The organism is Pseudomonas sp. BW7P1 (assembly GCF_024981055.1).
Classification (GTDB): Bacteria; Pseudomonadota; Gammaproteobacteria; order Pseudomonadales; family Pseudomonadaceae; genus Aquipseudomonas; species Aquipseudomonas bananamidigenes.
On record NZ_CP103374.1, the window covers coordinates 570649 to 591338 of the forward strand.

Here is a 20690-nt window from a genome sequence, read left to right on the forward strand (position 1 = left end):
CCATACAGGCCAGTGGACAGCATGGCGTACCCGAGGCACTCTTGGGCACGCCATGGATTTCGGTAGCCCGACATGATCAAACGCCTGCTTCTCGCCCTCGTCAGTGCCTCCGTGTTGTTGATCGACACTGGCCATGCCGCAGAAAGTCCCGACACCGATCTGGTGCTCCTCACCGAAAACTTCCCGCCATACAACATGGCGAAGAACGGCAAGAATTTCGCCCAGGACGAAAACATCAACGGTATCGCCACGGACATCGTGCGCGAGATGTTCAAGCGTGCGGGCATCACGTACAGCCTGACCCTGCGCTTCCCTTGGGAGCGGGTCTACAAGCTGGCGCTGGAAAACCCCGGTTACGGTGCCTTCGTGATGGCGCGCCTGCCGGATCGCGAGGCCTTGTTCAAGTGGGTCGGCCCGATCGGCCCGGACGACTGGGTCATGCTGGCCAAGGCCGACAGCAAGATCACCCTCGAAACCCTCAATGACGCGCGCAAATACAAGATCGGCGCCTACAAGGGCGATGCGATTGCCGAGACGCTGACCCGGCAGGGCCTGAAGCCGGTGGTGGTACTGCGCGATCAGGACAACGCGAAAAAGCTCGTCAGCGGCCAGATCGATCTGTGGGCCACCGGCGATCCTGCCGGGCGTTATCTTGCCCGGCAGGACGGCGTGACGGGGCTCAAGACCGTACTTCGCTTCAACAGCGCCGAACTGTATCTGGCGCTGAACAAGCAAGTGCCGGATGAGGCGGTTGTCAGGCTTCAGGCAGCGCTCGATCAGATGCGCAAGGACGGTGTGGTCGACGAGATCATGGGGCGCTATCTGTAACTCGAATTTCCTCTCTCATGGGTTGAGAAGCGGTATCGACATCTTCGTTCTCATTGTCTGCCGGGCCTTGGCTGGCGAAGGGTTCTGTCGCCAGTTGTGGAGTGAAGGTGAGCGTACTGTCGGTTTCCGGCGGATATTCGGTCAGGTAAAGGCTTTCGTCATCGGTATAACCAATGCTGATCCCCACCGGAGTGCCGTCCGCCCGCTTGAGCGTATAGAAACTCTGAATCTGATAGATCGCCACGGCCTTGTTTTTGGCAGCCATGGCGACGATGTCCAGTGGGCGGGCGTCTTCCCAGCCACGGGAGGATGTCTCGGTATAGGTAAAGTCCTTGTGCAGATGCGCCGAGAACCTGATGGCCCGGGCGCCGTTCGACGGCTTTGGCGGCCAAGCGGTGGCAACCTCGATGGACGTGAGAATGCTGAAAACCTGCAGCGTCTGCGAGTTCTGGGTCCGCAGTGCCCGCCATTTGAACGGACGAGGCCGCTGGCTGGTGTTGTGGCCATAACCTGCCAGTACATATTGATCAGACCGCTCCAGACGGTAGAACGCAGAGGTGCGCCATTGCTCCTCCGGGAGCAGATGATCGCTCACCGCGAACCAGGGAATCCGGACGGTCTGAGTGACCCCGGCCGGTTCCGGTTCCGGCGGTGCTCCATACCCTGACAGCTTCGGTGTCACGGGAGCGGGTAATGTCTGGCGAGGCATCTGCATCCGTAACGCATAGGCGTTGGACGTCTCGGGCCTGGAGTGGCTTTGGGCACCGAAAAACGTGCCCGGTGAAAAGTAGATTTCGCCTGCGGCAGCCTGAGGAGGATCAATGTTCCAGGCGCTGAAATTCTGTCTGGCGCCGCTGCCCTTATCGTCCCAGATCAGGTCGCTGACGCTGGCCGGGATGACCAGATCCTTGCGTACGCAACGGATCGCGTTGAGCAGGGGTTTGTCACGGCCGTTGGAGCAGACGAATCCCAGCGCCACATAACCGGCGGGAGGAAGCGGGCGCCATACCGTGCAATCGGCGGCGGCGCCGGAGTTGGAGTCACGCCAGACTCTTTCGTAGTCCATGGGTGGACTGAGTGCCTTGCCTTGAGAGGCGCCGTCATTTGATGTCTCGCCTTCGCAGACGACAGCCACGATCCGGTTACCGTTGACGTTGTCGTAGCCGGTCACGGCCAGGTCTCCCAGCGGGAAATATCCCGGCAGGAGATCGGGCGCAGGGGCCGGGCGCCAAAAGCTCCCGACCGCGGCGCCGGAGCCCCGGCTGTCCCAGACCCGGTGGAATTCACTGGTGAAACTGATCAGCAGGTTGCCGCACCTGATCGGTTCAGGTTGCCCGGCAGAGGTATTGCTGTTTTCGGTCGTCATGGTCAGTCCTGATGTTTGAAGGGTGACTTGCAAAGTCACCGACAGTTGCAGGACTGACTATCCAGACTCGGACGAGTCATCGGGCAGTAACTATATGTGGAGGGTGTTTCCAGACATTTATCGGTAGATGCCGTCCTTGCCGTGGGCGGTCGTTGCGCGATTGCTGCGCACACTGATCATCTGCCTGATGTCGATCCACTCGATGCCCTGGGCTTTCAGCTTCGGCAGCTCCCGCTCAAGTACGGCCAGCGTTTGTGGATAAGGATGGCCGATCATCACCGCCGAACCCTGTTTGCGCGCCAGGTTTATCGCGGTCTGCAACTGGGTGTAGATCGCCGCTTCGGTGCGTTCGTCATCGAGAAACACATCCCTTGAAACGCTTGCCAGATCGATTTTCTGTGCCTGCTGCGCCGCGACAGTCTGCGCGCTGGTGCGGCTGTCGACGAAGAACTTGTGGCGACGTTGCAGTTCGCCCATCAACCATGCCATCGCCACCGGTTGTGCCGTCATGCGGCTGCCCATGTGGTTGTTGATGCCGGCGGTGTAGGGGACCATTTTGAACGCGGCGTTCAGCCGTTTTTCGAGTTCTTCGACAGACAGTTCGGGGTGCCAGGCAAACGGGCCGGTGGCCGGGTCCATCGGCATGTGCAGGATCACGATCTTGCCGGCGCGATGGGCTTCGCGGGCGAATTCAGTGGCGTGCGGGGTGTCGGGCATGATCGCCGTGGTCACTGGCCCGGGCAGGGCCAGCACACGACGGTCCCGGGGCAGGTTCTGCCCCAGGTCGTCGATGATCAGCGTCAGATAGGCTTTTTGAGGTGCCGGTCTGGCGGATTCTGCGTAAGCAGCACCCGCCAGACAGCACAGCAGGGCAAGAACAAAACGCAAGGACATCCTCAACGGCCGGATGTGATGCTCAGGCCTTTGAGCAGGCTCAGCGCCTGGGCCAGTTGGTAATCGTCATCCTGTGGCATCGCCTTGGCCTTGCCGCCCGAACCGCTCGGACGATCCGCACCGCCGTTGCCGTTGCCGAGGTGACCCTGCAGGTCGGCTTCCTTGAAGTAGTCGCCGTCCGCTTCGTTGGTGATCTTGGCCTTGCGTACCTCTATGTCGGGGACAATGCCCTGGGCCTGGATCGAGCGGCCGTTCGGTGTGAAGTACAGCGCCGTGGTGATCTTCAGCGCACGATCGTTGTTCAGCGGCAGCACGGTCTGCACCGAGCCCTTGCCGAAACTGGTGGTGCCCATGACCACGGCGCGTTTCTGGTCCTGCAGGGCGCCGGCGACGATTTCCGAGGCCGAGGCACTGCCACCGTTGATCAGCACAACCATCGGCACTGCTTCGCTTTCGTCCTTGCCGGTGGCGGAGAAGCGCAGCTCGGAGTTGGCGATCCGGCCCTTGGTGTAGACGATCAGGCCCTTGGTGATGAAATGGTCGACCACTTCTACCGCCGCCTGCAGCACGCCGCCCGGGTTGTTGCGCAGGTCGAGGATGATGCCGTTGAGCTTCTTGCCGTTGTCCTTGCGCAGTTTGGCCAGGGCCTTGGAGACTTCCTCGCCGGTCTTGACCTGGAACTGGGTGATGCGGATCAGGCCGTAACCCGATTCCAGCAATTGCGCCTTGACGCTCTTCACCTGGATCACGGCGCGGGCCAGGGTCACGTCGAACGGCGTACCGCCGTCACGCACCAGAGTCAGGGTGATTTTCTGACCGATCTTGCCGCGCATTTTGTCCACGGCTTCGGTCATGGTCTGGCCGCGGGTCGGCTGACCGTTGATCTTGACGATGAAGTCACCGGCCTGGATGCCGGCCTTCGAGGCAGGCGTATCGTCGATTGGCGACACAACCTTGATGAAGCCGTCTTCCGAGCCGACTTCGATGCCCAGGCCACCGAACTCGCCGCTGGTGCTTTCCTGCAGTTCGGTGAAGTCTTCCGGACCGAGGTAGGCAGAGTGCGGATCGAGGTTGCTGAGCATGCCCTTGATGGCGTTTTCCAGCAGGGTCTTGTCGTCCACCGGTTCGACATAGGCCGCCTTGATCCGGTCCATCACCTCGGCAAAGGTGCGCAGCTCTTCCAGCGGCAACGGGGCCTTGGAAGTCGCGGCAGTGCCTGCCGGGGCGACAGCCGGAGCCGGTTGCGCGGCGAACGCCAGAGGCGCGCCGATCACCAGGGCGATCGTCAGGGCCAGCGAGGTAAGGCGGGACAAATGCAGCATGTCGAACGAACTCCTAATTTAGGTTGCCCGCGCTTATCCTTGCGCGCGGCACCATTGTGCCGGATCACTCGGGTGACCCTGCTGACGAATTGCGAAATACAGCGCTGGCGTGTCCTGCCCGCCACTGTTACCGACAGTGGAGATGGACTCACCGGCTTTAACCACGTCACCAGCCGACTTCAGCAGCGTCTGGTTATGACCGTAAAGGCTCAGAAAACCGTTGCCATGATCGAGGATCACCAGCAGTCCGGCACCGCGCAACCAGTCGGCAAACACCACGCGTCCGCCGTGTACGGCGTGTACCTGGCTGCCGGCGGAGGCGCTGATCATCACGCCGTCCCATTTGGTGCGGGCATCGTCGCCACGGGTTTCACCGAAACGTGCCAGCAGTCGACCATCAACCGGCCATGGAAGTTTTCCCCGAGTGGCGGCAAAAGGGCCGCCGAATGTCTCGCCGCCGCTGGATACCAGCGCGCCAGGTGTGGGTCTGGCCGGTTTGCGCGGGGCGTCGCTGGTGTCCGAGTCCGCATCGGCGCGGGCCTGGGCCTCACGTAAACGCTTTTTTTCGGCTTCCTGCTGGGCGATCAGCGCTTTCTGCCGCGCTTCTTCTGCCTCACGGGCCTGGCGGGCCAGGGTCTCTTCGATGGTTTTAAGGACTTTAGACAGGTCTGCCTGATCCTGCTCGCGGGCGGCCAGTTTCTGATCGCGGGCCTTCACGTCGTCGTTGAGCCTGGCCAGCACCTGCTGGCGCTCCTTGCGAACCTTGTCGAGGGCGTCACGCTGGGTGTCGAGGTCGGTTTTCTGTACCAGCAACTGGGCTTGTTGCGCGGAAATGTCCTTTTCGACATTGGCCAGCTGGCGCAGGGTTTCGTTGAAATTCTTCAGCTGCTCCAGGCGGGCCTGGCTCAGGTAGTCGTAATAGGTGAGGGTGCGGGCGAATTTCTCGGGATTCTGCTGATTGAGCAGCAGCTTGAGGTATTCCTGCCGACCATTCTGATAGGCCGCGCGAGCCTGGATGGCGATCAGTCGCTGCTGTTCAGTGCGCGCGCTCTGGAGTTTTTTTTTCTCCGCATCGAGCCTTTGCAGCTCGGATTCGCTCTTCTTCAGCTCCTTTTGCAGGGCATCGACCTGCTTTTCGAGCTTGCCCATCTCGGTTTCGGTGCCCTTGAGCTCTTTCTGCACGCCGGACTTTTCTTCCTGGAGCTTGCCCAGCAGCTTTTTCAGCTCGGCGATGTCCTGGCGCGTGGCGTCCAGTTGCTGTTGGGTTTGCGCGCGCTCATCCGCGAAGGCCGGTTGGAGCAGGCATGTCAGAGCGAGAGCGATCAGGACGCGGAGCATAAGGGCGGGCGGCACCAGGGTAAGGGACGGCCTAGTATGCCCGGCCCACGCGGCAAAAAAAACGCCCAATTGGGGCTGTGTGATAACTGGGGCAAGCAATAGGCCCGATTCCATTTCGAAAACTCCATAAACCACTGTGGGAGCTGGCTTGCCAGCGATGGCGCCTGCACATTCAACATAGATGTTGGCTGTCAGATTGCTATCGCTGGCGAGCCAGCTCCCACAGGGTTTTTCAGTGTTTCAGACGGGCGATTACACCAGAATCGAAGTGCCAGTCATTTCTGCCGGTTTTTCCAGGCCCAGCAGCTTGAGCATGGTCGGCGCTACGTCTGCCAGTACGCCGCCTTCTCGGACCTTGAGATCACGTTTGCCGACATAGATGAACGGCACCGGCTCGGTAGTGTGTGCGGTGTGCGCCTGGCCGGTGGCTTCGTCGGCCATTTGCTCGACGTTGCCGTGGTCGGCGGTGATCAGCGCTTCGCCGCCAACCTTTTCCAGGGCGTCGACGATACGGCCGACGCAGGTGTCCAGGCATTCCACGGCTTTCACGGCCGCTTCGAACACGCCGCTGTGGCCGACCATGTCGCCGTTGGCGTAGTTGACCACGATCACGTCGTAACGCTGGTGCTCGATGGCGTCGACGATACGGTCGGTGACTTCCGGTGCGCTCATTTCCGGCTGCAGGTCATAGGTGGCGACTTTCGGCGACGGGATCAGGATGCGCTCTTCGCCCGGAAACGGTTCTTCACGACCGCCGGAGAAGAAGAAGGTCACGTGGGCGTATTTTTCGGTCTCGGCAATGCGCAGCTGGGTCTTGCCGTTTTTTGCCAGGTAGTCGCCGAGCACGTTTTCCAGGCTGCCCGGCGCAAAGGCCGCGGGGGCCGGGATGCTGGCGGCGTACTGGGTCAGGCCGACGTACTGCACTTTTGGCTGGCGTGCGCGCTCGAATTCCTTGAAACCGTCTTCGACAAACACGCGGCTCAGCTCGCGGGCACGGTCGGCGCGGAAGTTCATGAACACCACGGCGTCGCCGTCTTCGACTTTCACCGGCTCACCGATGCAGGTGGCCTTGACGAATTCGTCGCTCTCGCCACGGGCGTACGCGGCTTCAAGGCCTTCCTGGGCGGTGGCGGCGCTGAATTCGGCGTGGCCGTCGACGATCAAATTGTAGGCCTGTGCCACACGGTCCCAACGGTTGTCGCGATCCATGGCGTAGTAACGGCCGATGAGGCTGGCGATGCGGCCCTTGCCCAGGGCCTGGAAGGTCGCGTCGAGCAGTTCGATCGACGAGGCGGCGCTTTTCGGCGGGGTGTCGCGGCCGTCGAGGAAGGCGTGCAGGTAGATTTTTTCGGCGCCACGCTTGAAGGCCAGCTCGGCCATGGCGATCAGGTGATCCTGATGGCTGTGCACGCCGCCGTCCGACAGCAGGCCCATGAAATGCACGGCCTTGCCGGCGGCCACGGCTTTGTCCACGGCGGCGCATATGGTCGGGTTCTCGAAGAACTCGCCGTCGCGGATCGCCTTGGTCACCCGAGTGAAGTCCTGATACACCACACGACCGGCGCCCAGGTTCATGTGACCGACTTCGGAGTTGCCCATCTGGCCGTCCGGCAGGCCGACGTCCATGCCGCTGCCCGAGATCAGGCCGTTCGGCACAGTGGCCCAGAGGCGATCCAGCACAGGCTTTTTGGCTGCGAAGACGGCATTGGATTCGGGGCTGTCGCTGTGACCGAAGCCGTCGAGAATCATCAGGACCAAAGGTTTAGGCGTGGTAGTCATGGAATCCACTCGTGGCTAATAAGAAGAGGGCGATGGAAAAGGGAGTGGCAGTTTAAAGCTAAGTTCCTGCGGCGTCACCGCCGGACGGGGTTTGGCCCACCATAGTGGCTGTGTATACTGGCCGACATTTTAACGCCCTGGATCCTCCTTCGATGGTTGCTCACCTGATTGAATTTGCCACTAACCACTACATTCTTGTCGGTATCTTCGTCGTACTGCTGGCCTTGCTGCTGGCGCACACGGTGCAGGGCGGCGGTAAAAGCCTGAGCACGGGCGAGCTGACCGCACTGGTCAACAAGGAAGCCGGCGTGGTGGTGGACATCCGTCCGAGCAAGGAATACGCCGCCGGTCATATCGTCGGTGCGTTGAACATTCCCCAGGACAAACTGGCCGCCCGTATCGGCGAGCTGGAAAAGCACAAGGCCAAGACCATCATTCTGGTCGACGCCCTGGGTCAGACTGCCGGCACCCATGCCCGCGAGCTGATGAAGTCCGGCTTTACCGCCGCCAAGCTGTCCGGCGGGATCTCCAGCTGGAAAGGCGACAACCTGCCACTGGTGAAGTGATATGAGTAACGTCATCGTCTACTCCAGCGATTACTGCCCCTACTGCTCGCGCGCCAAGCACCTGCTCGCGAACAAAGGCGTGGCCTTCGAAGAGATCAAGGTCGATGGCAAGCCGCAGGTGCGCGCCGCCATGGCCCAGAAGGCCGGACGCACGTCCGTGCCGCAGATCTGGATCGGCGACACCCACGTCGGCGGATGTGACGATTTGTACGCCCTGGAGCGCGCCGGCAAGCTCGACGCGCTGCTCAAGGCCTGAACTGCTGCACCTCACCAAGAACCCAAAAGACCCAAGATCAGAAAGGATCTGAGATGACTGACCAACAGAACACTGCAGCCAGCGAAGAAGAAACCGCACCGCAATTCTCCCTGCAGCGCATCTATGTACGCGACCTGTCCTTCGAAGCTCCGAAAAGCCCGGCGATCTTCCGCCAGCAGTGGGATCCGAGCGTCGGTCTGGATCTGAACACCCGCCAGAAGGCGCTGGAAGGCGATTTCTACGAAGTCGTGCTGACCCTGTCCGTGACCGTGAAAAACGGTGAAGAAGTCGCCTTCATCGCTGAAGTTCAGCAGGCCGGTATCTTCCTGATCAAGAACCTGGACGCGGCTTCGATGAGCCACACGCTGGGTGCGTTCTGCCCGAACATCCTGTTCCCGTACGCTCGCGAAACACTGGACAGCCTGGTGACCCGCGGTTCGTTCCCGGCCCTGATGCTGGCTCCGGTGAACTTCGACGCCCTCTATGCGCAAGAGCTGCAGCGCATGCAGGAAGCTGGCGAGACGCCGACCGTTCAGTAATCGGTCGATGCAACAACGAAAAAAGCGCCGTTACAGGCGCTTTTTTCATGGGCGATGATCGTTACTTGAAACCGTTCTGCCGCCACGCTTCGTACACGGCCACTGCCACGGTGTTGGACAGGTTCAGGCTGCGGCAGCCTTCACGCATCGGCAGGCGCAGGCGTTGTTCGCCGGGCAGGGCGTCCAGCACTTCCGGTGGCAGGCCACGGCTTTCCGGGCCGAAGATAAAGGCATCGCCCGGCACGAACGCGGCATCGTGAAACGGGCGTGAACCTTTGGTGGTGAAGGCGAACAGCCTTGGATGGCCAAGGCTTTCCAGGCAACTGGCGAGGTCGGCATGGCGTTGCAGCGTGGCGTACTCGTGGTAGTCGAGGCCGGCGCGGCGCAGGCGCTTGTCGTCCATCTCGAAGCCCAGCGGTTCGATCAAATGCAGGTGGCAGCCGCTGTTGGCGCACAGCCTGATAACGTTACCGGTGTTCGGTGGAATTTCCGGTTGAAAAAGGATGACGTGAAACATGCACGGCTCCGCAGGTAAAGATGACGCGCATTCTACGCCGCCAGCCGACCCGCGTTCGAAACTATTCCCGCGGGTCATGGGTTCGCTGGCGATTTTCGGCCTGATGGTCGGATTGATGATCGGCCGCTTGACCAACCCTGACCCCAGCGTATTGCAACAGGTCGAGGTGATCGATGGTGGCCTGGCGGTCTGGTTCAACAACGAACCGAAGCTGCACGGCGAGATGGTCGACGGCACCGTCGCATTGCTGTTCCAGGCCGAGGGGCCGGCTCGCAAAGGCCAGTTGAAGCTCAACGGCAAGGATGTGATCTGGCGGACTCGCCCGAGTGATGGCGGGTTGTTGCTGACGGTATTGGCAGCGCGGCCGCTGCAAGGGGAGTGGGCCGGCCAGGCGGTCGATGACCGCTGGCGGCTGGAGATCCATCTCCGGGAGCAATAAAAGAGGGAATCCCCGGCCTGCCTGTACCAAGGTTCCCGAAAGGGGCGGGCTCATCGCAGGGCGTGCTGAGCCGGTGTAAAGAGGGAACCCCTGACCTGCCTGTATCAAGGGCCCCAAAAGGGTGGCTCATCACGTTTGTGGTGTGAGCCGGCGTAAAGAGGGGAATCCCCGGCCTGCCTGTACCAAGGCCCCCGAAAGGGTGGGTGAATCGAATCACCTGAAGGGGATATTGCAGGGGGCGTGCCAGTTTTTGTCATTTTGAAACAAAAAAGCCTTCACCATGACGAAGGCCCCGCAATACGGGGCCTTCGTCTTTTCACCGGATGGTTTTTTCAGTGTGTTGTGACGTCAGATCGAGCCGGCTGCCGTGCCCGATTAAGGGTCACGGTGCCTTGCGGCGGTGCAGTCAGCCTTCTTCACCTTCGTCGTCATCCCCGCCATCGACCTTCATGCCGAGTTCCTTGATCTTGCGGGTCAAGGTGTTGCGGCCCCAGCCCAGCAGCACGGCGGCATCCCGACGACGACCGGCGGTGTGCTTCAGCGCGGTCTCGATCATGATCCGCTCGAACGCTGGCACTGCACTGTCGAGCAGGCTTGACTGACCCCGTGCCAAGGCCTGGTCGGCCCACTGGCGCAGCGCCTGTTCCCAGTTGGTCACCGGTGCCGAGTCCTGCGGCAGGCTCAGCAGTTCCGGTGGCAGGTCGCCGATGTGCACCTCACGTCCGGACGCCATCACGGTGATCCAGCGACAGGTGTTTTCCAGCTGTCGCACGTTGCCCGGCCACGGCAGGTTCTTCAGGTATTCCTCGGTCTCGCTTTTCAGCAGTTTCGGCTCGACCGCCAGTTCCTGTGCGGCGCGGCTGAGGAAATGTCTGGCCAGCGTCGGGATGTCTTCGCGTCGGTCCGACAGGCGCGGAATATGGATGCGGATCACGTTGAGGCGGTGGAACAGGTCTTCACGGAATTTACCGGCGTGAACCAGGGTTTCCAGATTCTGGTGGGTCGCGGCAATGATCCGCACATCGACCTTGACCGGCACATGCCCGCCGACGCGATAGAACTCGCCGTCGGCCAGCACCCGCAACAGTCGGGTCTGGGTATCCGCCGGCATGTCGCCGATTTCATCGAGGAACAGCGTGCCGCCATCCGCCTGTTCGAAACGACCGCGCCGCAGGTTGGCCGCGCCGGTAAATGCGCCTTTCTCATGACCGAACAGCTCGGACTCCATCAGGTCCTTCGGGATCGCCGCCATGTTCAGCGCAATGAATGGCGAGGCGGCACGCGGGCTGTGGCGGTGCAGGGCATGGGCCACCAGCTCTTTACCGGTGCCGGATTCGCCGTTGATCAGCACGGTGATGTTGGAGTGGCTCAGGCGCCCGATGGCGCGAAACACTTCCTGCATCGCCGGCGCTTCGCCGATGATTTCCGGGGTGCGGGTCAGGGCCGGCACCACTTCCAGACCTTGCTGTTCCTGGGCGTGCTGGTTGGCGCGCTTGACCAGCGAAACCGCTTCGTCGACGTCGAACGGCTTGGGCAGGTATTCGAACGCGCCGCCCTGATAGGAGGCGACAGCGCTGTCCAGATCGGAGTGAGCGGTCATGATGATGACCGGCAGTCGAGGGTGCTGCTCGCGAATCCGCGCCAGAAGGTCAAGACCGCTGGCACCCGGCATGCGGATGTCGGAGATGATCACGTCCGGTTGCTGGCGGGCCAGGCGGCTCATCACGCCATCGGCACTGTCGAAGCTCTGGGTGGTCATGCCTTCCTGTTGCAGGGCTTTTTCCAGGACCCAACGGATAGAACGGTCGTCATCGACGATCCACACGGTTTCACTACGGCTCATGTCGATGTGGCTCCTTGTTCCAGTGGCAGAAAGATCGAGAACGTGGTGTGGCCTGGATGGCTCTCGCACTCGATCAGGCCCTGGTGCTGGCTGATGATGTTCTGGGTGATGGCCAGGCCGAGTCCGGTACCGTCCGGACGTCCGCTGACCATGGGAAAGAAAATGGTTTCCTGGAGTTCCGCTGGAATCCCCGGGCCGTTGTCGATGATCTCGATCTTGGTCACCAGACGATGGCGGACATGGCCGATGGTGAACTGGCGCATGGTGCGGGTGCGCAGGCTGATGCGGCCCAGGCGCAGCTCGTTCTGGCTGCTGATCGCCTGCATCGCGTTACGGACGATGTTCAATACCGCCTGAATCATTTGCTCGCGGTCGATCAGCACGTCGGGAATGCTCGGGTCGTAATCGCGCACCAGCGTGATGCAACCCTGGCTTTCGGCCTCGACCAGTTGGCAGACACGCTCCAGTACTTCGTGAACGTTGCACAAGGCCAGCGACGGCAGTTTGTTCGAACCCAGCATGCGGTCGACCAGATTGCGCAGGCGGTCGGCCTCTTCGATGATCACGTTGGTGTAGTCGCGCAGGCTGTCTTCCGGCAGTTCCCGGGCCAGCAGTTGCGCGGCGCCACGGATGCCCCCCAGCGGGTTTTTGATCTCGTGGGCAAGGCCGCGAACCAGCATCTTGCTGGTTTCCTGTTTGGACAGTTGCGCCTCTTCCTTGGTGATTCGCAGCAAGCGATCGCGCGGGTGAACTTCCAGCAACAGTAGAGTCGCGCCGTTGCTGAGGATCGGTGTCACCGCGTAGTCCACGGTCAGGGTCTGGCCGGTGAGGGCGGTGAGCATCGCTTCGCGCTTGGTGAAGGGGTGCGCCTGTTCCACCGCCTGGCGCAATGAATTGAGCGCTTCGGTGGATTCGGTGAACAGCTCGCTGATGAACTGGCCATGGCTGCGCTGTCCGCTGATGGCCAGCAGCATCTCCGCCGCCGGGTTCATGTACTCGAGGCGCAATTCGGCGTCGAGCAGGATGGTGGCGGTGGTCAGGTTGTCGAGCAGCAATCGGTGGAGTGCGTCGCTTATGGTCATCAGGACCTCTTTTGGAGCAAGGCGTGCGCAAGAAACGAAGCGCCGGTGCGAGGAAAATGCAAAAACCAAACCAAGGCTCCGAAAAGAAGCGTTCATCCCCTGAAACAGGCGTTTGACGCTCGTTTGCGTGGCGACAGGCCGCCCCTGGCGGGTACTTTCGAACCAAAATGGGATGTTGTGTGGGTACGGTGCAATCTGTTGCACCAATATAGTGCGCAAAGCTGAACGGCGTTAGAAGAAACGCAGGAAGGGATTTTTGGGTTCGGCGGGTTTGTCTTTCAGCGGGCATTCCGGGCGCACGCCGTAGTCGTCGGTCGTGCAGGGTTTGACCTGACGTTTTTGCGCCAGCGAAATGCGTTGCATGTGGAACGGCTGATTGGCGGTGCGCTCGACGATGCGATCCTGTTCGTCAAGGATCTCCACCGACAGGTTATGGCTGCCACGATCGATATTGCTCAGCGGGAATACCGGGCTCAGACCGGGTTCGCCGGTGGCCTGGCCATCCAGCAGCAGGCGATAGCGATGGCCCTTCTGCAGGCCGGGTTCACTGGTGACACTGACGATCAGCTCGCCGGCGCTGCTGCGAAGGGTCGCGTCCGGTTCGGGCACCAGCACCCGCAGCATGTCGTAGCGAAACAGCGGTTGTTCCGGGGTTTTTTTCACCGGAGTGACGGGCGCCGCCCCGGTCGGGTTCGAGGCCATGCGATTGCTGGTGGCCAATGGCACACGCTTGGCGTTGCCACGCGGTTGATCGGTGTAGACCCGATTGCCCTGCGCGTCGACATAAGTAAAGACCTCGGCAGAGGCGCCACACGCGAGCAACGCCAGACATGCAGCGATCAACCCGCGAGTCATGGTTTGTGTACCCGCTGCACGGTAAAGACCACTGCAGGACTTTGCTGAATGATCGCCGCGCCATCGATCACCTGCACCGCCAGCCGATGCTCGCCCCGGTCGACGTTCACCAGTTGCAGGATCGGCACGTTGCTCGGTTGGCCATAAGGCGCGTCGTCGAGCAGCAGGCGCAATTGATGAGGTGCCTGCAGGCGCGGTTTGATCAGCACGCTGACGGTGAACGTGCCGTTGTTGGCGCGCAAGGCTTCTTCGGTGGGCAGGCCGGTCAGCTCCAGCACTTCGTAGGCATTGCGCACAGGTGTGCGGCCGTCTGTGTTCGACGACGGCGCACCCGGAGCCTGGGGCTGGACGCTGTTGAGTGGCGGCAGCTCAACCGGCTGCGCTTTCACGCCATCCGGCGAATGGTCGCTGTACACCGTGTTGCCGTTGGCGTCGGTGTACTTGTAGATCTGCGCGGAGGCGGTGTACGCGCAAATCAACGACAGAATCATCAGCAGTGGCCGCATTCGAACGTCCTGTGAGCAGCGGATATCACTCCGACAATGGAATGCCCTCGCCGCCAGCATAGAACACAACCAGCTCCACGGGTTCGTTTCCAGTGATGCCGCGATGACTGCGGTTGACCATTTCGGCGACGGCTTCTCCCTGTTTGAATCGTTTGCGGCGGCCATCTTCCCTGCGTTCGATGGTCAGTTCGCCGGAGAGAATATAGGCGGCGTTGGGAATGGGGTGGGTATGCCATTGGAGCGGCGTGTTGGCAGGGATGTTGAGCTTGAGCACCGACAGTCGGGGAGCGGCATCGGGGTAGTTCGTGTAGGCGGTCCCGTCCCACGATGTGCGGCTTTCAAGCAAAAGATTGCGCTCTATCTGTCCGGGTTCCCGGGGGGAGGTGCAGCCTTGCATGGACAGCGTCGCCAGAATGGCAAGCAGTATCTGGAAAAGGCATTGTTTCATCGTCTGATTCCTTGAGTGGCCGTAAGGGGGAAAAGGCTACGGGTCGCTCAAAGGGGTTGATGCCGGACGATGCTTCAGTTGCTTTCGGATATCTGGATGAAAGTTGTCGGAAATTTCCAAAAAAAAGGCCTCCCGAAGGAGGCCTCTCTTTTGTCACGCTGCGTAGCGCAGCGCTACCGGATCAGCAGCTGTAGTACAGCTCATATTCCAGTGGGTGTACGAAGGTGCGGACCTTGATTTCTTCTTCGGATTTCAGCGCGATGTAGGCATCGATGAAGTCATCGGAGAACACGCCGCCCTTGGTCAGGAACGCACGGCCCTTGTCCAGCTCTTCCAGGGCTTCTTTCAGGCTGCCGCAAACCTGCGGAATCTCTTTCGCCTCTTCAGGCGGCAGGTCGTACAGGTTTTTGTCTGCTGCGTCGCCTGGGTGGATCTTGTTCTGGATGCCGTCCAGACCGGCCATCAGCAGCGCTGCGAAAGCCAGGTACGGGTTGGCGGCCGGATCCGGGAAACGTGCTTCGATACGACGGCCGCGCGGGCTGTTGACGTAAGGAATACGGATCGAGGCGGAACGGTTGCGAGCCGAGTAGGCCAGCATCACCGGAGCTTCGAAACCTGGCACCAGACGCTTGTAGGAGTTGGTGGCCGGGTTGGTGAAGCCGTTCAGGGCCTTACCGTGCTTGATGATGCCGCCGATGAAGTACAGGGCGGTTTCGGACAGACCGGCATAGCCTTCGCCAGCGAAGGTGTTCTTGCCGTCTTTGGCGATGGACATGTGCACGTGCATACCCGAACCGTTGTCACCGTACAGTGGCTTCGGCATGAAGGTCGCAGTGCGGCCGTAGGCATCGGCCACGTTGTGTACAACGTATTTCAGAGTCTGAACTTCGTCAGCTTTCTTCACCAGGGTGTTGAACTTGACACCAATTTCGTTTTGACCGGCGGTTGCCACTTCGTGGTGGTGAACTTCAACGGTCTGACCCATCTCTTCCAGTGCGTTGCACATGGCGGTACGGATTTCGTGGTCGTGGTCGAACGGCGGAACCGGGAAGTAGCCGCCCTTGATACCTGGACGGTGGCCCTTGTTGCCGCCTTCCACGTCCTGGTCGGACATCCACGAGCCTTGCTCGGAGTAGATCTTGAACATCGAGCCGGAGATGTCGGACTTGAACTTCACTTCGTCGAAGATGAAGAACTCAGGCTCGGGACCGGCGAATACGGTGTCACCGATACCGGTGGTCTTCAGGTATTCCTCGGCGCGACGGGCGATGGCGCGTGGGTCGCGGTCGTAGCCCTGCATGGTCGAAGGCTCGATGATGTCGCACACCAGGATCAGGGTCGGTTCTTCGGTGAACGGGTCCAGAACGGCGGTTTCGTCGTCCGGCATCAGGATCATGTCGGAGGCTTCGATGCCTTTCCAGCCAGAGATGGAGGAACCGTCGAACATCTTGCCCGCTTCGAAGAAGTCGTCTTCCAGCGCATCGCGAGCCGGCATGGTCACGTGGTGCTGAGTGCCTTTGGTGTCCGTGAAGCGCAGATCAATCCACTTGACGTCATGATCTTTGATGAGTTGAACCGACTTCGACATAGTGTCCTCCGGGTGGCTTAGGGCTGGTAGTGGATGCCCTTAAATGTTGGTGATGCCGGCGCGAATATCTGCCAAGGCAACCTGCCTCACAAGGGAGCAAATTGCATGCCAGTGCCCCAGCATGGGTTTTCTGCCCCAAATTCACGCTTATAAGGGTGCAAAATGCACAAACGGTAAAAATCTCGCCCTTTAATGTAGCGCCTTGATTCGAAAATGACCTGTTTTGGTGCATGAAAAACCTTCTGCACATTAACTGGTTAAACCTTGAGCAATTTCCGCTATAATCCGCGCCCCCCTTTTTCGGCTGGCCCAGCGCGCGCTGTTTTCATGAAACTAATCGTTAAAGTCTTCCCCGAGATCACCATCAAAAGCCGACCTGTCCGGACGAAGTTCATCCGCCAGCTGGCCAAGAACATTCGCACCGTGCTCCGTGACCTGGATCCGGCCGTGGTGGTGAACGGCGTATGGGACAATCTCGAGCTGGAAACCCGCGTCACCGATCCCAGGGCCCTGAAAGAAATGGGTGAGCGCCTGACCTGCATGCCGGGCATCGCGCACTTTCTGCAGATCGACGAGTACCCGCTAGGTGACTTCGACGACATCACCGAAAAGTGCAAGCAGCACTTCGGTGACTTGCTGGCCGGGAAGATTTTCTCGGTGCGCTGCAAGCGTGCGGGCAAGCATTCGTTCAGCTCGATGGATGTCGAAAAATACGTCGGCAGCAAGCTGCGCCGTGAATGCGGAGCCGCCGGGATCGACCTGAAAGCGCCGGAAATCGAAGTCCGTATCGAAGTTCGCGACAAACGGTTGTTCGTGATCCACAGCCAGCACAATGGCATCGGCGGCTACCCGCTCGGTGCGCTGGAGCAGACGCTGGTATTGATGTCCGGCGGCTTTGACTCGACGGTTGCTGCGTACCAGATCCTGCGCCGCGGCCTGATGACGCACTTCTGCTTCTTCAATCTGGGCGGTCGTGCCCACGAGCTGGGCGTGATGGAAGTCGCGCATTTCATCTGGAAGAAGTACGGCAGCTCGCAACGCGTGCTATTTGTCAGTGTCCCGTTCGAAGAAGTGCTGGGCGAAATTCTCGGCAAGGTCGACGACAGTCATATGGGCGTCGTATTGAAGCGTATGATGTTGCGCGCAGCGTCGAGCATTGCCGAACGCCTGCACATTGATGCGCTGGTCACCGGTGAAGCGATTTCCCAGGTGTCGAGCCAGACGTTGCCGAACCTGTCGGTCATCGATTGCGTCACGGACAAGCTGGTCCTGCGTCCGCTGATCGTCGCCCACAAGCAGGACATCATCGACACGGCCGACCGGATTGGTACCGGTGACTTCGCCCGGCACATGCCGGAGTACTGCGGCGTCATCTCGGTCAACCCGAAGACCGCCGCCAAGCGTGGCCGGGTCGAGCACGAAGAGCAGGAATTCGATATGGCGGTGCTCGAGCGTGCGCTCGCAAACGCCAGACTGGTGCCGATCGATCGGGTGATCGACGAATTGGGCCAGGATTTGCAAATCGAAGAAGTCAGCGAGGCGCTGGCCGGTCAGATCGTCATCGACATCCGTCACCCGGATGCTGCCGAGGATGATCCGCTGGAACTCGCCGGCATAGAGGTACAGACGATGCCGTTCTACGCAGTGAACGCTCGTTTCAAGGAACTGGATCCGACTCGCCAGTACCTGCTGTATTGCGACAAAGGCGTGATGAGTCGCCTGCATGCCCATCATCTGCTCAGTGAGGGGCATGCCAATGTGCGCGTTTATCGACCGAGCTAAGTGCCCGGGGCTGTTTGCCTGTGGCCTGCGTCACCGGCCCCCCGACACTGCCGTCAAGCTGTAACGGCCATGCCGGACACTACTGCCAATCGCTGCCATGACTTGTCAGCAAACCGAATCCTCTGATCGAGATACACAAGTGATCGAAAATCTACGTAACATCGCCATCATTGCCCACGTTGACCACGGTAAAACCACCCTGGTAGACAAACTCCTGCGTCAATCCGGCACCCTGGAGCGCAACGAGCTCAACGACGAGCGCGTGATGGACTCCAACGACCAGGAAAAAGAGCGCGGCATTACCATTCTGGCGAAAAACACCGCCATCAACTGGAACGGCTACCACATCAACATCGTGGACACCCCGGGCCACGCCGACTTCGGCGGCGAAGTAGAGCGCGTCATGTCCATGGTCGACTCCGTGCTGCTGCTGGTCGACGCCCAGGACGGCCCTATGCCGCAAACCCGTTTCGTGACCAAGAAGGCGTTCGAAGCCGGTCTGAAGCCGATCGTCGTGATCAACAAGGTCGACCGTCCGGGCGCGCGTCCTGACTGGGTTCTGGACCAGATCTTCGACCTGTTCGACAACCTGGGTGCCACCGACGAACAGCTGGACTTCAAAGTCGTCTACGCCTCGGCCCTGAACGGCATCGCCGGTCTGGACCACACCGACATGGCCGAAGACATGACCCCGCTGTACCAGTCGATCATCGACAACGTTCCAGCGCCGGCCGTTGACCGTGACGGTCCGTTCCAGATGCAGATCTCCGCACTGGACTACAACAGCTTCCTGGGTGTGATCGGTGTTGGCCGTATCGCCCGTGGTCGCATCAAGCCGAACACTCCGGTCGTCGCCATCGACACCGAAGGCAAGCGCCGCAACGGTCGTATCCTGAAGCTGATGGGTCACCACGGTCTGCACCGCGTTGACGTCGAAGAAGCCCAGGCCGGCGACATCGTCTGCATCAGCGGTTTCGACGAGCTGTTCATCTCCGACACCCTGTGCGACATGAACACTGTCGAAGCGATGAAGCCGTTGACCGTCGACGAGCCGACCGTTTCCATGACCTTCCAGGTCAACGACTCGCCGTTCTGCGGTAAAGAAGGCAAGTTCGTGACTTCCCGCAACATCAAGGAACGTCTGGACAAAGAGCTGCTGTACAACGTTGCCCTGAAAGTCGAAGAAGGCGACTCCGCCGACAAGTTCAAGGTATCCGGTCGTGGTGAGCTGCACCTGTCGGTACTGATCGAAACCATGCGTCGCGAAGGCTTCGAGATGGCTGTGGGCCGTCCTGAAGTGATCATCCGCGAAGTGGGCGGCGTGAAGCAGGAACCGTTCGAAAACGTGACCATCGACATCCCTGAAGAATCCCAGGGCAAGGTCATGGAAGAGATGGGTCTGCGTAAAGGCGACCTGACCAACATGTCCCCGGATGGCAAGGGCCGTGTGCGCCTGGAGTACAACATCCCGGCTCGCGGTCTGATCGGTTTCCGTAACCAGTTCCTGACTCTGACCAACGGCGCAGGCATCCTGACCTCGATCTTCGATCGTTACGACACCATGAAGTCCGGCCACATGTCCGGCCGTCAGAACGGTGTTCTGGTATCGGTTGAAACCGGCAAGGCGCTGACCTACTCCCTGGAAACCCTGCAGGCGCGTGGCAAGCTGTTCGTGGAACACGGCCAGGAGATCTACAACGGTCAGATCGTGGGTCTGAACAGCCGTGACAACGACCTGGGCGTCAACCCTACCAAGGGCAAGAAGCTCGACAACATGCGTGCTTCGGGTAAAGACGAAACCATCGCCCTGGTTCCACCTGTCCGCTTCACCCTGGAACAGGCTCTGGAATTCATCCAGGATGACGAGCTGTGCGAAGTGACGCCGAAGTCCATCCGTCTGCGCAAGAAGATCCTGGACGAAGGCGAGCGCACCCGCGCTGCCAAGAAAGCCAAGGCATAAGCTTTAGCCAGGCATGAAAAAAACGCCCCCGGTCGAGAGACCGGGGGCGTTTTTGTTTGTCCGGGCTTTGCGTGGTATGTGTCCCGGCGCTATCGCGGGCAAGCCCGCTCCCACAGTGTCATGAGTCGTATCTGAAGTTTGCGTACAGCAAAAATCACTGTGGGAGCTGGCTTGCCAGCGAAGGCGGCCGATCAGTCGCCGGACATCTCAGGGCCGATCAGAACTTCTCGATCGACCGCGAATTCTGCACCCGCTCCACTTCCTTCGGCTTGTACGCGCAATACCCCGGGCGCGGGCCGATTTTCGGGTGGTTGCGGCAGGTATCCGGGCGCTTGTCATAAATGGTGCACAGCCGGCTCTTGCGATCCAGGTAGTAGCAATCGTTGTTGCTCATGCGCTGCAGGGTGAAGATCCCCGACTTCTGGTTGAAGCGCTCCACCAGACCTTCCTTTTGCAGGCGTTTGGCGATGTTTTTCGGCGGCTCGCCCAGTTCGAACTCGTCGACCACGCCGATGCGCACCAGGTCCTTTATCTTGACCTCGACCGGCAGTGTGCAGCAGCTGGAAACGCACGAGCCGCACATCGGGGCCGAGTATTTGGCCCAGGTTTCGAGGCGGTCGATCTCGGCGGCGGCGATCAGGTTGGGCTTCATCATCGGGGTTTACCAGGCGTGTGCGTCAGGGCGCGCGATCATACCGGGACGGGTGGATTTTTGAACAACCTTTCGCCGGTTTTTTCTTTCTGTCATCACCGAAGCCGACAATTCGGCATGGCCCCTGCAT

General features: G+C 60.4%; 20 protein-coding genes. 7 read left to right on the forward strand and 13 right to left on the reverse strand.

Annotated features, from left to right (window positions below; translation table 11 throughout):
• Positions 1-72 precede the first annotated feature (72 nt).
• A complete protein-coding gene (locus NWV16_RS02590; protein ID WP_260521851.1) occupies positions 73-828 on the forward strand; it encodes an ABC transporter substrate-binding protein in 756 nt (251 codons plus the stop codon).
• Here the strand turns inward: NWV16_RS02590 and NWV16_RS02595 are convergent.
• The 5 genes from NWV16_RS02595 to gpmI all read right to left on the reverse strand — a co-directional run bounded on the left by NWV16_RS02595 (position 809) and on the right by gpmI (position 7527).
• Positions 809-2194, reverse strand: a complete 1386-nt coding sequence (locus tag NWV16_RS02595) for a Vps62-related protein (RefSeq protein WP_260521852.1) — start codon at positions 2192-2194, stop codon at positions 809-811. The genes NWV16_RS02590 and NWV16_RS02595 overlap by 20 nt on opposite strands.
• A 117-nt stretch (positions 2195-2311) precedes the next feature.
• A complete protein-coding gene (locus NWV16_RS02600) occupies positions 2312-3088 on the reverse strand; it encodes a divergent polysaccharide deacetylase family protein (protein WP_260521853.1) in 777 nt (258 codons plus the stop codon).
• A gap of 2 nt (positions 3089-3090) precedes the next feature.
• Positions 3091-4410, reverse strand: coding sequence for a S41 family peptidase (locus NWV16_RS02605; RefSeq protein ID WP_260521854.1), 1320 nt, complete (start codon positions 4408-4410; stop codon positions 3091-3093).
• Between the two features lie 33 nt (positions 4411-4443).
• Positions 4444-5748, reverse strand: a complete 1305-nt coding sequence (locus NWV16_RS02610; RefSeq protein WP_260521855.1) for a murein hydrolase activator EnvC — start codon at positions 5746-5748, stop codon at positions 4444-4446.
• 252 nt (positions 5749-6000) lie between these two features.
• Entirely contained in the window at positions 6001-7527 is a 1527-nt protein-coding gene (gpmI, locus tag NWV16_RS02615) for a 2,3-bisphosphoglycerate-independent phosphoglycerate mutase (protein ID WP_260521856.1), read from the reverse strand.
• 152 nt (positions 7528-7679) lie between these two features.
• Between gpmI and NWV16_RS02620 the strand changes: the two genes are divergently transcribed.
• The 3 genes from NWV16_RS02620 to secB are packed head-to-tail and all read left to right on the forward strand — an operon-like array spanning position 7680 to position 8888.
• The gene (locus NWV16_RS02620) at positions 7680-8093 is read left to right on the forward strand and encodes a rhodanese-like domain-containing protein (protein ID WP_260521857.1); all 414 of its coding nucleotides are present in this window, start codon (positions 7680-7682) and stop codon (positions 8091-8093) included.
• Between the two features lies 1 nt (position 8094).
• Positions 8095-8349 carry a glutaredoxin 3 gene (grxC, locus tag NWV16_RS02625; RefSeq protein ID WP_065257700.1) on the forward strand — a complete coding sequence of 85 codons (255 nt, stop codon included), beginning with the start codon at positions 8095-8097 and terminating at the stop codon, positions 8347-8349.
• A gap of 53 nt (positions 8350-8402) precedes the next feature.
• The gene (secB, locus tag NWV16_RS02630) at positions 8403-8888 is read left to right on the forward strand and encodes a protein-export chaperone SecB (RefSeq protein ID WP_065257699.1); all 486 of its coding nucleotides are present in this window, start codon (positions 8403-8405) and stop codon (positions 8886-8888) included.
• A gap of 61 nt (positions 8889-8949) precedes the next feature.
• Here the strand turns inward: secB and NWV16_RS02635 are convergent, their stop codons facing one another.
• Positions 8950-9405 carry a tRNA (cytidine(34)-2'-O)-methyltransferase gene (locus NWV16_RS02635; RefSeq protein ID WP_065257698.1) on the reverse strand — a complete coding sequence of 152 codons (456 nt, stop codon included), beginning with the start codon at positions 9403-9405 and terminating at the stop codon, positions 8950-8952.
• On the opposite strand from NWV16_RS02635, the gene NWV16_RS02640 reads away from it, so the two are divergent.
• Positions 9404-9844: a hypothetical protein gene (locus NWV16_RS02640; RefSeq protein WP_260521858.1), complete on the forward strand. Its 441-nt coding sequence runs from the start codon at positions 9404-9406 to the stop codon at positions 9842-9844. The two genes, NWV16_RS02635 and NWV16_RS02640, sit on opposite strands and share 2 nt — an antisense overlap.
• A 406-nt stretch (positions 9845-10250) precedes the next feature.
• On the opposite strand, the gene ntrC is transcribed toward NWV16_RS02640, so the two are convergent.
• The 6 genes from ntrC to glnA form a co-directional block, all read right to left on the reverse strand.
• Positions 10251-11687, reverse strand: coding sequence for a nitrogen regulation protein NR(I) (gene ntrC, locus NWV16_RS02645; protein WP_065261568.1), 1437 nt, complete (start codon positions 11685-11687; stop codon positions 10251-10253).
• Positions 11684-12769, reverse strand: coding sequence for a nitrogen regulation protein NR(II) (gene glnL, locus NWV16_RS02650; protein WP_260521859.1), 1086 nt, complete (start codon positions 12767-12769; stop codon positions 11684-11686). The genes ntrC and glnL overlap by 4 nt, the downstream gene beginning before the upstream one ends.
• A 231-nt stretch (positions 12770-13000) precedes the next feature.
• The gene (locus tag NWV16_RS02655; protein ID WP_260521860.1) at positions 13001-13624 is read right to left on the reverse strand and encodes a DUF4124 domain-containing protein; all 624 of its coding nucleotides are present in this window, start codon (positions 13622-13624) and stop codon (positions 13001-13003) included.
• The gene (locus NWV16_RS02660; RefSeq protein WP_260521861.1) at positions 13621-14130 is read right to left on the reverse strand and encodes a DUF4124 domain-containing protein; all 510 of its coding nucleotides are present in this window, start codon (positions 14128-14130) and stop codon (positions 13621-13623) included. Before NWV16_RS02660 ends, NWV16_RS02655 begins: the two co-directional genes overlap by 4 nt.
• Positions 14131-14155: 25 nt before the next feature.
• Positions 14156-14578: a cupin domain-containing protein gene (locus NWV16_RS02665; protein WP_260521862.1), complete on the reverse strand. Its 423-nt coding sequence runs from the start codon at positions 14576-14578 to the stop codon at positions 14156-14158.
• A 181-nt stretch (positions 14579-14759) separates the two neighbouring features.
• Entirely contained in the window at positions 14760-16166 is a 1407-nt protein-coding gene (glnA, locus tag NWV16_RS02670) for a glutamate--ammonia ligase (RefSeq protein WP_260521863.1), read from the reverse strand.
• A 327-nt stretch (positions 16167-16493) separates the two neighbouring features.
• On the opposite strand from glnA, the gene thiI reads away from it, so the two are divergent.
• A complete protein-coding gene (gene thiI / locus NWV16_RS02675) occupies positions 16494-17948 on the forward strand; it encodes a tRNA uracil 4-sulfurtransferase ThiI (RefSeq protein WP_260521864.1) in 1455 nt (484 codons plus the stop codon).
• Between the two features lie 139 nt (positions 17949-18087).
• Positions 18088-19908 (forward strand): translational GTPase TypA, encoded by a 1821-nt coding sequence (typA, locus tag NWV16_RS02680; protein WP_260521865.1) that lies wholly within the window; start codon positions 18088-18090, stop codon positions 19906-19908.
• Between the two features lie 217 nt (positions 19909-20125).
• Here the strand turns inward: typA and NWV16_RS02685 are convergent, their stop codons facing one another.
• Complete coding sequence (locus NWV16_RS02685) at positions 20126-20563, reverse strand: YkgJ family cysteine cluster protein (protein WP_260521866.1); 438 nt, start codon at positions 20561-20563, stop codon at positions 20126-20128.
• Positions 20564-20690 lie beyond the last annotated feature (127 nt).